Source organism: Streptomyces sp. NPDC002588, from assembly GCF_040295925.1.
GTDB lineage: Bacteria > Actinomycetota > Actinomycetes > Streptomycetales > Streptomycetaceae > Streptomyces.
This window is the reverse complement of record NZ_JBEOWF010000026.1, coordinates 142620-152749: the sequence shown is the minus strand read 5'-3', so window position 1 is coordinate 152749 and position 10130 is coordinate 142620. Positions and strand designations below refer to the sequence as shown.

The 10130-nt window shown below is 67.2% G+C and carries 12 protein-coding genes and 1 pseudogene; 5 read left to right on the top strand and 8 right to left on the bottom strand.

The window, feature by feature from the left end:
• Positions 1-87: 87 nt before the first annotated feature.
• Positions 88-705 carry a class I SAM-dependent methyltransferase gene (locus ABT057_RS28295; RefSeq protein ID WP_352346426.1) on the bottom strand — a complete coding sequence of 206 codons (618 nt, stop codon included), beginning with the start codon at positions 703-705 and terminating at the stop codon, positions 88-90.
• A 178-nt stretch (positions 706-883) separates the two neighbouring features.
• On the opposite strand from ABT057_RS28295, the gene ABT057_RS28290 reads away from it, so the two are divergent.
• The gene (locus ABT057_RS28290) at positions 884-1993 is read left to right on the top strand and encodes a hypothetical protein (RefSeq protein WP_352346425.1); all 1110 of its coding nucleotides are present in this window, start codon (positions 884-886) and stop codon (positions 1991-1993) included.
• Positions 1994-2131: 138 nt separating this feature from the next.
• On the top strand, positions 2132-2890 hold the full coding sequence (locus ABT057_RS28285; protein ID WP_352346424.1) for a flavodoxin family protein: 759 nt from the start codon (positions 2132-2134) through the stop codon (positions 2888-2890).
• Positions 2891-2908: 18 nt separating this feature from the next.
• Here the strand turns inward: ABT057_RS28285 and ABT057_RS28280 are convergent, their stop codons facing one another.
• The 7 genes and pseudogenes from ABT057_RS28280 to ABT057_RS28250 form a co-directional block, all read right to left on the bottom strand.
• A complete protein-coding gene (locus ABT057_RS28280) occupies positions 2909-3403 on the bottom strand; it encodes a hypothetical protein (protein ID WP_352346423.1) in 495 nt (164 codons plus the stop codon).
• A 332-nt stretch (positions 3404-3735) separates the two neighbouring features.
• Positions 3736-3900: a hypothetical protein gene (locus ABT057_RS28275; RefSeq protein ID WP_352346422.1), complete on the bottom strand. Its 165-nt coding sequence runs from the start codon at positions 3898-3900 to the stop codon at positions 3736-3738.
• Between the two features lie 205 nt (positions 3901-4105).
• Entirely contained in the window at positions 4106-4324 is a 219-nt protein-coding gene (locus ABT057_RS28270) for a hypothetical protein (protein WP_352346421.1), read from the bottom strand.
• 43 nt (positions 4325-4367) lie between these two features.
• Positions 4368-4868, bottom strand: coding sequence for a protein NO VEIN domain-containing protein (locus ABT057_RS28265; protein ID WP_352346420.1), 501 nt, complete (start codon positions 4866-4868; stop codon positions 4368-4370).
• Positions 4869-5386: 518 nt separating this feature from the next.
• Positions 5387-5812: a PIN domain-containing protein gene (locus tag ABT057_RS28260; protein WP_352346419.1), complete on the bottom strand. Its 426-nt coding sequence runs from the start codon at positions 5810-5812 to the stop codon at positions 5387-5389.
• Complete coding sequence (locus ABT057_RS28255; protein WP_352346418.1) at positions 5809-6087, bottom strand: ribbon-helix-helix domain-containing protein; 279 nt, start codon at positions 6085-6087, stop codon at positions 5809-5811. The genes ABT057_RS28260 and ABT057_RS28255 overlap by 4 nt, the downstream gene beginning before the upstream one ends.
• A 97-nt stretch (positions 6088-6184) precedes the next feature.
• Positions 6185-6422: pseudogene (locus ABT057_RS28250) on the bottom strand (IS5/IS1182 family transposase); the annotation flags it as partial.
• A 626-nt stretch (positions 6423-7048) separates the two neighbouring features.
• Between ABT057_RS28250 and ABT057_RS28245 the strand changes: the two are divergent.
• The 3 genes from ABT057_RS28245 (at position 7049) to ABT057_RS28235 (ending at position 10066) form a co-directional block, all read left to right on the top strand.
• Positions 7049-7861 carry a hypothetical protein gene (locus tag ABT057_RS28245; RefSeq protein WP_352346417.1) on the top strand — a complete coding sequence of 271 codons (813 nt, stop codon included), beginning with the start codon at positions 7049-7051 and terminating at the stop codon, positions 7859-7861.
• A gap of 640 nt (positions 7862-8501) precedes the next feature.
• Positions 8502-9608 carry a hypothetical protein gene (locus ABT057_RS28240; RefSeq protein ID WP_352346416.1) on the top strand — a complete coding sequence of 369 codons (1107 nt, stop codon included), beginning with the start codon at positions 8502-8504 and terminating at the stop codon, positions 9606-9608.
• Positions 9605-10066 (top strand): hypothetical protein, encoded by a 462-nt coding sequence (locus ABT057_RS28235; RefSeq protein WP_352346415.1) that lies wholly within the window; start codon positions 9605-9607, stop codon positions 10064-10066. The genes ABT057_RS28240 and ABT057_RS28235 overlap by 4 nt, the downstream gene beginning before the upstream one ends.
• Positions 10067-10130: the final 64 nt, after the last annotated feature.

Below are 10130 nucleotides of genomic sequence, written 5' to 3'. Positions count from 1 at the left end.
AGCTCCGCTACGAGGGCTTCCGCCCGGCACGCCGAGAGCACGCACCGAACGCCGCTCCTTCTCCCACGGAGATCCATCAGAAGGGCCCTAGGGCCGAACCGGCTTCTCCCAGGTCAACGAGTACCGACGCAGCACATGCCGGCGATAGCGCACCCCGGGCAACAACCGCCCCGCCGCCGCCCGCACCTCTCCGTAACTCATCCCGGGATCGGCGACCGGCATCCCCTCCGGCCCCCGCGCCCGACGCAGCACCTTCACGACCCGCACGACCGGAGCGGCCGCGATCAGCGCGGCCCATTCCGCCACACTCTCCTCCCGCGCCAGACCGACCACCACCAGCCTGCCCCCGGGCCGCAACAGCTCCCGCATCCGGCGGAGAGCCGCCTCGAAGTCCATGTGGTGGACCGCGGTCACCGAACAGACGAAGTCGTAGCCCGCGCTCGGGAGATCGACCCCGAGGAAATCACCCTCGACGAAGCGGAGCCCGGGCCGACCCCCGGCCGACTCACGCGCACGGGCGACCATCACCGCGGAACTGTCGACCCCCGTGACCCGCTCCACCCGCTCCCCGAGCTTTCGCACCAGCATCCCGTCCCCGCACCCGACATCGAGCGCGTCCCGGCAGCCCTCGGGGACCGCCCGCAGAATCCCCGGATGGCGCGCGACATTGGTGTTCCAGTACGACTCCGCCCCACCCCCGCGCATCGACCGACCTCCGCACCGCCGCCGCCCCGCTCGAACGGCCGGCGCCCCCTCCGACCCTCCGGTATCCGGTCCATGGTGCCCCACGCCACTGACAACGCAGGTCACAGCGGCCGAATTCACTTCGCGGACGGGCCCACTCCCTCGCGCGGAGGGGTTCCTTCCTGACAGGCTCGGACCCGTGACATACGTAGTGACCGTGGACACCTGCATCCCGCAAGGCACTCCGGAGATGGACCCGCTCCAGCGCGCCGGCGCCGTGGCGCTCATCGAGGACGGATTCGACTCGATCGGCGCCATCGAAGGACCCGACGGAGTGGAAGTCGATCTCCTCGACACGATTGTGGCCGTCCACCCGGGAGGCGCCCATCTGAAGGTCGTCGTGGACGCCCCGGCCCTGGAGTTCGCCGAGGACTCGGTGCAGGTGCTCGTGGACGAACTGCTGGAGCGCACCGAACTGCTCGCCGACTGGACGATCGAGCGGTGCGAGGTCGAGCTGCACCAGGACCTGGCCAGGGAGAGCCTCGACGCCGCCGACGGCCCCGACGCCCCGCCCGACGACCCCGCCGTCCGAAAGGCCCGGCACACCCAGCGCCGGCCGGACGAGGGCACGGAAGCGCCGTACGACGCCGAGACGAAAGCGGCGAACGTCCGCACCCACATGCTGCACCTCGCGCCCGAACTCCGCTCCTTCCCTCTGACCACGTTCGGCGCACCCCACGAAAAAGCCGAGGCCGAGTCCGAAGCGGTAGCCGAGTCCGAGTCCGAGTCCGAGGCCGAGTCCGCAGTCGCCCCGGAAAGCGCCAGGCTGGCCGCCGGCGCCCTGGTGTACGCGACCGACCTCCTGGTCGAGGAGCTCTTCGAGGACGTACAGGTCCTGACCCAGGAGGACGCCACCGTCGCGGAATGCGAAGGCCCCCTGTGGCACCTGGAACGCCTCCCGGACCGCTACGCCCTCCAGTACGACGCCCACTTCGCCCGCCGCTTCCTGGTGACCGTGATCGCCCTGACCACCCGCTTCACCGACGGAAGCTTCCAGCGCCTCGGCTGCGTCGCCGAGGAGATCGCCCTGAGATTCCTCCTGATCCAGGCGACCACGACCCTGGAACTCCACGGCCTCCTGGACGACGACGTCTCAGCCGCTCTCGAGGCGTTCGCGGACAACGTCTACGAGGACACCGATCACGAGTGGCTCTACGACGTCCCGCCGCACGCCACCGAGGAACCTCCCCTCGACCCCGCCCCCACGGCCTTCAGATCCTGGTTCACCCCGAGAGGCCTGCCCCAGTGACTTGACGCTGCTTCCGGTCGACGGGCCGGTCCCGGAGGAGGGCCGGTCCCGGAGGAGGGTCGGCCCGCACCACCCCGAGGGACCCGACAGGCGCGTCGAACCGGGACAAACCGACTCCCGCGCGAGACGCTGCCCGACATGACCCCACCCCCCTCCTCCCTGCCCTCCTCTTCCTCCCCGTCCTCCTCCCCTTCCTCACGCTACGAAGACCTCACCGCGCTCTACATCAACTGCACCCTCAAACCGTCCCCGCAGCTCAGCCACACCCAGGGCCTGGTCGACAAGAGCCGCGCGATCATGGAGGGAGCGGGGGTGACCACGGACGAGTTCCGGGCCGTCGACCAGGACATCGCCACCGGCGTCTACCCGGACATGACCGAGCACGGCTTCGCCACGGACGCCTGGCCGGCGCTCCACAAGAGGGTGATGGCCGCCGACATCCTGGTCCTGGCCGGACCGATCTGGCTCGGCGACAACAGCTCGGTGACGAAGAAGGTCGTCGAGCGGCTCTACGGCTGCTCGAGCATCCTCAACTCCCAAGGCCAGTACGCCTACTACGGCCGGGTCGGCGGCTGCCTGATCACCGGCAACGAGGACGGCGTCAAGCACTGCGCCATGAACGTCCTCTACAGCCTCCAGCACCTCGGCTACACGGTCCCGCCGCAGGCCGACGCCGGCTGGATCGGCCCCGCCGGCCCCGGACCGTCGTACCTCGACCCCGGCTCGGGCGGCCCGGAGAACGACTTCACCAACCGCAACACCGCCTTCATGACCTGGAACCTGATGCACCTCGCGGCCCTCCTCAAACGCTCCGGCGGCGTCCCCGCCCACGGCAACCAGCGCTCGGAATGGGACGCCGGCTGCCACACCGACGCCCCCAACCCGGACTACCGCTGACCGTCGGCCGTGCCGTGTTCACGGTGCGTCCGCCTCCGCCTCGAGATCCTCCCGCAGGCGGCGCAGATCGTCCGCCGGCCGCCCCAGACCGTTCAGCCGCAGCCGGGATGCCTCAGTGCGGGCGTCGGGGTGCACCGTGAAGGCCAGATTCGCCGCCTGTTGCACCATCCACTGGGCGTAGGCCAACAATCGCTCCGCGTACGCCTGCGCCCGCACGAGGTCGGGTTCGGTGAGCCGGATCTCCCGCAGCCGGGCGCTCAGGCGGAGCAGGGCCGAGCTCGCGTCACCGCAGTCCCGGGCCGCCCGGCCGGAGACGGGACCCGGCTCCCCGCACGCGGCCACCGCCGCGTCGGCGGACCGCTGGGCGGCCACCGCCTCGTCCAGCACCGCCAGCAGCGCTCGCAGCTGGGCCGGGCGCGACGGACGGGGCGCCGTGGACCGGGCACCACGGCGCGCGCGGAGCGGGAAGACCCGCCACCGGACGGCGCCTCCACCGGGCGAGGACACGGACATGGTTCCTCCTGGTCGGCGCGGCTGGACCAGGGCCGCCGGCGGACGCGCCCGCGGCTGCGGCGAGCCCCGTCACCGGCACCCCCTGAACGGCAGTGCGCCCTTCCAGTGTGCGCCGCCGGGAGAGCGGACGCTCAGACCCGAGGAGCCTCCGCGAGGGTGTGGGCGACGAGAGCGTCGGCATGACCGTGACCCATTCAGTGCTTCGTCAGGGGCGAGGAGCGGATGAGGTCCTTCCACTCCGATATCGGTCGGCCGTACTTCAGCCGAAGACAGTCGACCGCCGCTTTCGCACTGCACTCGGTCACACCTCTGTGGCGGCGGCCCGCGACGCCTCAGCGGGCACGTTTCCAGGCCAGGATCGCCGCCCAGCCGAGGAGTGTGCTGATGAACAGGTCGCCGACGACGGGGACGGTGTCAGCCTCGGTGGTGGCGCTGACGACACCCCCGATGGCGAGACTGGCCAGGAGCAGGCCAAGCAGTAGCCAGATGAGCTTCACGGGTCCCCTAGGAGAAGCGGCGAGGGCGACACCCTAGCGCCTCTGCATGAAGCCGAGTTCGCAAGCCGGGACGGGGGAGGCCCAGGCTCGGTCCTCTGACCTGCCGTGCAGGTTGTGCCCCCGGCACGATTCGAACCTGCGGGCGCTGCCACTCAGTTGGACACGCACTTCAGGCGGGCACGTGGCGGGCACGCGCGGCGAGTGTTCAGTTCCCGGCATGCTGCTCGCGCGCTTTGCGACGTTTCGGCCGGGGACGGATGCGGTCGTGGGCCGCGCCGGCAAGCGTCACCCCGCCGATGATCAACATCACGATGGAAGTGACGCGGTACATGCCGGTTCCATAGATCGCCTCCCCGCCCGCCCAGAGCAGGCTGATACAGAACACGATCTGGCCGGCGATTCTCCGAATGTGCGGTGTCGTCATGTCGGCCCCAAGTCCGAGGTGCTGTCGCTGCTGCACCTTAGCTTCAGCGCAGCCGTTCCGCCTGGTCGTACTCGGCTGCCTTGAAGGTGGGCCAGTACGTGATGTGGGGTTTGGAACGCTCGATCATCGCCAGCAGCATCTCTCCGTGCAGGATGCGCACTCCTACCTCTGCCCCATCGAGGACCGCGAGGTTGTCGACCACATAGAGGTAGTAGTGCTCGAAGTTCGCCCTGGCGGCCGCCACTTGCCGTTCCTCCAGCGGAAGCGCCTCACTGCGCGCCGAGCGGCTGAAGGCCTTGACTTCGATCATGCGAGGCGAACTTTCGATGTCGTACGGGAGGCCCGAGGTACGGACGTCCTTGGGATCGCGGCCGGCGGCTCGCTCCAAGGCCATCACATGTGTGATCGCAGCCTGTTCGGTCTCCTTGTTCCCCACGACAACCCCCTGGTCCGCCGTCCCATGGTGGCGTGCAGACCTCAGTTTGGGAAGCTGAGGCGATCTAGGAGCCGTTGCACGACAGCGGACTGCTCGTCGCGCTGTCATTACAGCGGCGCGGGCACCCTTTGGTGGGCCCGTATCACCCCGTGCCGGGAGGGAGGAGACACCCGAGTTGTTCGAGATGGTCGTGCGTCCTGCTCGTCAACGCAGTGTTTGCCATCGAATTTCTGAATTCATTCAGGATGCGTGAATATCCAGGCTGTCCCGGGATTTCCCGGATCATCCGCACCGCTTTCGGAGAGATCCAGGATCTTGACCATGTCCTGTACCGAGAAGGCGGCGCTCTCCGTGCCTCGGCATACGAGTGCGGGACTGGCTCCATGAGCGCCGTAGAAGCGCGGCAGCAATCGTGGCGGCTGCGGAGAGGATGCCGAGCGCGACCGCTAGGATCATCGCTGATCCGTCGCGTGTGGCGTGCCGCTCGTAATCCGCGAAGCTGTTGAGTCGGCCACCCCTATCGGGCTTCGGGTAATGGTAGTGCCCCAACCCTGGAGGAATAGCCCTTTGCGGCTGGTCTCCGGCCGACATTGCCGATGGTGGGCCAGGTCACCGGGAAGGGCGGGTCACACCTTCTTGACGACGATCGTGTCCGGGACCAGCTTCTCCAGGTCGTCGACGTCCGAGGTGAAGACGGTGACCTGGCCCTTCTGCTGACGCGCAATGACGGCGAGCACTGCGTCGATCGCGTACTTGTGGCCGTGCAACTTGGCGTCGGCCAGGAGCCGGCGTGCCTGGCGGGCCTCGTCCTTCCCGATGTCGGCGACCTGGACCCTGGACAGTACCCAGTCCCAGCGCTGTTCGGTCGTTCTGCCGTCGTACGCCTCGACCAGGGTCATCGGCGACGTCACCAACTCGGCCTCCCCTCGCGCCGCGAGGTCGAGCCAGGCGATCATCTTCCGATCGCCGCGTACCGCGAGGGACAGGGCTTCACAGTCCACTACGAAGACACGGAGCGGCCGCTGTCGGTGCTCACCGGCCCGCTTCTTCACGCGGCTTCTCCGGCGTTGTGCTTTCCGGTGGCTCGACGCCGCTCGTGTTCGGCGTCGAGTTCCTCCAGCTCGTCGAGTGCCGCCGCGTGCTCGTCCTCGGTGACGGGGCCGTGTTCTTCCTGCAACCAGTCGGCCAGTTCCCGGAGCCGGTCCCGGTCGCGCTTGAAGCGCAGCGCTTCGGCGACGTATGCCGACAGGCCCCGCTCCGCTGCGTCCGCGCGGATCTCGTCCAGGAGATCCTCGGGGATCGTCACGGTTACCTTCTTGGTTGCCATACAAGAGACCATACTCCCGGTATCACGCTCCTTACCAGTGAGCTCGTGATCGACGCTCGACGCTCGACGGTCGGGCGGCCGAGGCGGAGTGTGGGCTGTGCATCATGATCCAACCGATGCTCCGCTCCACTGCCCAGCGCCTTTTCATTCGCGCCGTGCTCGACTGCGGCCTTTTTGAAGCCGGCGCCGCCCCGGCTCCTGGCGATGGTTGGGCAGGTACTTTTGACCTGGTCAAGGAGAAGTATTCCCAGGGCATTGCCGGAGAGGCTCGCGGCGGCGACGGTCACGGCGGGGGTCAGGCCGATCGTGTCGGCGAGGATGCCTCGGCACAAGCCACGAGGACGACTCTTCCGGGGCGCGGACGGCGCACAGCGAGCTCGAAGGCGGGAATGCCCCTCTCCGGGGGCCGCCCGCGAGCCGGATCCCGAAGATCACAGCCGGTCGGCTCCCAAATGGCTCGCAAAACAGGCCCGCAAAGCAGATCAGGCCCGGTACTGATCTCTCATCACCGGGCCTGACCTGGTGTTTCTCTGTCGGGGTGGCGGGATTTGAACCCACGACCTCTTCGTCCCGAACGCGATCAGACCCTCTCCTGACCTCGCTTCAAGGTTCCTGACCTTCTTGTTCAGCTCCAGCGCAGTCCATAACGGTCCGGTGGGGTCTTCGTACGGTTGCCGCGTTTGGCCCCCTGTTTGGCTCCCTGGAGTCTGCATGCGCAGGACGGGTCCAGGCCTGTTCAGAGCGCTGGTACGCCCCGCTTCGACGCCCAGGCCATCCAACCGCAAAGTGACTCCTGTGTCCGGGGCAAGGTCGTGCAACCAGAGCCACCAACGCGTCACTATGGGGTGACGCACTGTGGACATTGGCAAATCTGCCCGAGACAATCTTGACTCGTAGGGGGAAGTAGGCGGCCCTCCGCGTGGTAGCCGCCGTATGAGACGCACCAGGGGGGAGTGGCGTCATGACAGGGGGGCAGCCGTCTATGTCGCGAATCTGCGACGGCGAGTCTGTATTCCAAGGCGCTGAGGGGAACGTTGCCTGGTCGGGCGTCCGTTTGACGGCTGAGGTGATGGAGGACCTGGCGGATGGGCCGTGGGCTGAGAGAGTAGGGGACTTAGAGTCGAGTGCTGCAGTCATCGAGGAGCTGCGAGCACTGGCTACCACTGAGATGGCGGTGGAGACGCTGGGGGCCCTCCTCGCCAGCGAAGCTGAACCGCTGCCGTGGGAGGTAGGGGAGGCGCTGGCCGAAGTGCTCCTTGAGCACTGGCACTCGGTTGTCTGGGTATGGAATAACGCACGGGACAGACGCACCCGGAAGGCAAGCCTTCCCGGCGCCGACCTTGTCGGCCTTAGCGTGATCGAAGGTGAAGCGACCTTGTTGTTTGGAGAGGTCAAGTCGTCCTCAGACACGTCGGCACCGCCGAACGTTGTGTATGGGCGGTCTGGTCTGATCCAGCAACTGGAACGGCTGACCGACAAGAACATCGATCATTGGACACTGATCAAGTGGCTGCGGGCCCGCTGCTCTACGCAGGAGCATCGGGAGCTCTACAAGGCTGCTGCAGCGCGCTACGTCCAGTCACAAGGTCGGGACATACGTCTCGTAGGCTGTCTAATTCGAAACACGAGCCCAAACGAGAGGGATGTCAGCGTGCGTGGAGTGGCCCTCGCCCGTACGGTCGTAGAGCCTATGAAGGCTCTGCTGACGGCGTGGTACCTCCCTGTCACCATGGCTAGTTGGCCGGCGCACGTGGGGCTTGAGAACAGTGCCTGATCTCTCGTGGCTTGACGGATCACTCGACGCAGCCCTCGTCGAGAGGGTGAGCGAGCGAGCACAACAAAGTCTCATCACGTCTGCGATGAAACCTGTCCTTGCACAGGGGTTCTCGCTAGAGCCCGATTCTTCAGACGGTGTAGAAGAGGAAGTCAAGTTTACGGCTCAGTCTCTGGATCTCCTGGCTTGGGATGCGATTATGGAGGATCCAAAGAGCCTTGAGACTCGGAAACTTCGAAAAAGGGAGTTGCGTAACCTTCCTTCGTATGCCTTCTATGGTGTCGCTAATGAGCGTGAAATTTCTATGCGACTTCTAGGTGTTCCGCGGTCAGCCGCTCCGCGGATGGCTACCGCTATCTTTGGGGAGGAGAGTCCGTCGATTCGCGATGCTCGATCTCTCCTGGTATCTCGCGGCGAGGAAGTCTGGCGCTCCGCACTCGGTGATACTGGTACCGCCTATTACCGAGTGTGGAAAATCCTAGACGGAGTCAACTAGGGTGCTGCCGGGCTCAGCCAGTTCAGCCCACGGTGGCTGACCACCCTGCGTCAGCCACTGGAGGAGACTCTGGCGAAGGTCGGAGCGGACAGAGAATTCGGGCGCAATGCCGCCAGCGTCGCGGCGGCGGACGACAACGAGGCAGTGCCCTGGACGCTGCCACTGCACCGGCTTCAGGCGGTCGCCCTGGTCGGCATCGTCCGCACCGCCGCGGTGATCGTCCTGGCGGCGGTCTCTGGGATGCGCTCCAGCGAGCTCATGGAGCTGACGGTCGGCTGCCGCCGTCCTCCGGAGGAACCGGCCCCCGGCCTGACCCGTTACCGACTGGTCAGCAAGGTGATCAAGGGACAGGAACTTGGCGGCATCGTCGACGAGTGGGTCGTCATCGAGCCCGCATACCGCGCTGTCGAACTGATCGAACAGCTTCACCCCGACCCGCGCGAAGGCACCACACTCCTGGGGCGGTTCGCCTTCGACGTCCGCTACCGCTGGTTCCGGAACTGGGTCAACTCCCAGGCCGGACAACGACTCGGCCTGGCCCCGATCCCCACCGGACCAGTCACTCTGCGGCGCCTGCGACGGACCCTCGCGCTGGAGATGGCCTACCGCCCCGGCGGCGTCCTCGCGACCAAGATCCACCTCAAGCACATCGCCGTCGCGACCACCGAGGGCTACAGCTCTCGCCCCGGCGGAGCGCAGGCCGAGCTTCTGGCCGAGGTCAACAAGCATGAGAGCGACCGCAACCTCGACTTGGTCCTAGCTGAGTTCCGAAACTATCAGCAGGGCATTCTGCCCGCCGGACCGGGAGCCCGCAGCCTGACCGAGTTCTTCGCCAGCATCGACGAGAAGCTCGACCCCGCGACGGCCTCAGCGCCGAAGATTCAGCACAACGATCGCGACGTGCTCAACCTGCTGACCAAAAGCGCCAAGGTCCTGCACCTCGGTCCGGCGAACTACTGCTGGTTCACCGACCCCTCCCGGGCGCTCTGCCTCAAGCTGGCCGGCACCCCGACAGCGGACCGTCCTCTGGTCGGGATGTGTGACTCCGCCCGCTGTCCACAGGCCACCCATCATCCCTGTCACCGACCCGTCTGGGCTGAGTACGCCGAACGCACCGAGACGTTCATCGGCCAGCTCGGCACCACACGCAAGACCGAACGCACCCGGCTCCAGGCAGACCACGACCGGGCCCTCCGAGTCGTCGCCGAGATCGACGCTGCCGGCACCATCATGGACGAGGAGTCCGCATGAGAATCTCCGCAGCCCAGCGCACCGAGAACGAGAACCGCATCCGGGCGGCCATGGACCGGCTCCTGCGCGGCGAGATCCCGCCCGGCGGGAAATGCGACGTCAAGACCCTCGCCCGCGAAGCGGGCGTCGACCGCACTGCCTTCTACGGCACCCGCCCCTACACTCGCCTCCGCGTCGAGTTCGAGCGACGCCTCCAGGTCCTCCGGCAGGCCGGGGACATCCCCGACCCCCGTGAAGCCCAGATCACCCGCCTCAAGACGGAGATCGCCAAGCTCACGGAACGGCTGGCGCAGTCGGAGCAGACGGTCACCGAGCTGACGGACTTCCGAGCCGGAGCGCTGGCCCGGCTCGCCGCACAGCACGAGGAAATCGTCCGGCTCCGCGAAACGGCCGACACCTCGAACCGGGTCACCCGCCTCCCCGGCCCGCGCACGACTGTCATCGGGTCGTGCATCTGAGATGTTCCGCCGCCCCATTCACGGACACCCCGGAACGCGGGAACCGAGGACGCCATGACAACCA

Coding starts and splice junctions, on each gene's coding strand:
- ABT057_RS28295 (WP_352346426.1), bottom strand. CDS start 705: ATGCGCGGGGGTGGGGCGGAGTCGTACTGGAACACCAATGTCGCGCGC.
- ABT057_RS28285 (WP_352346424.1), top strand. CDS start 2,132: ATGACCCCACCCCCCTCCTCCCTGCCCTCCTCTTCCTCCCCGTCCTCC.
- ABT057_RS28280 (WP_352346423.1), bottom strand. CDS start 3,403: ATGTCCGTGTCCTCGCCCGGTGGAGGCGCCGTCCGGTGGCGGGTCTTC.
- ABT057_RS28270 (WP_352346421.1), bottom strand. CDS start 4,324: ATGACGACACCGCACATTCGGAGAATCGCCGGCCAGATCGTGTTCTGT.
- ABT057_RS28265 (WP_352346420.1), bottom strand. CDS start 4,868: ATGACAGCGCGACGAGCAGTCCGCTGTCGTGCAACGGCTCCTAGATCG.
- ABT057_RS28255 (WP_352346418.1), bottom strand. CDS start 6,087: ATGGCAACCAAGAAGGTAACCGTGACGATCCCCGAGGATCTCCTGGAC.
- ABT057_RS28245 (WP_352346417.1), top strand. CDS start 7,049: ATGACAGGGGGGCAGCCGTCTATGTCGCGAATCTGCGACGGCGAGTCT.
- ABT057_RS28235 (WP_352346415.1), top strand. CDS start 9,605: ATGAGAATCTCCGCAGCCCAGCGCACCGAGAACGAGAACCGCATCCGG.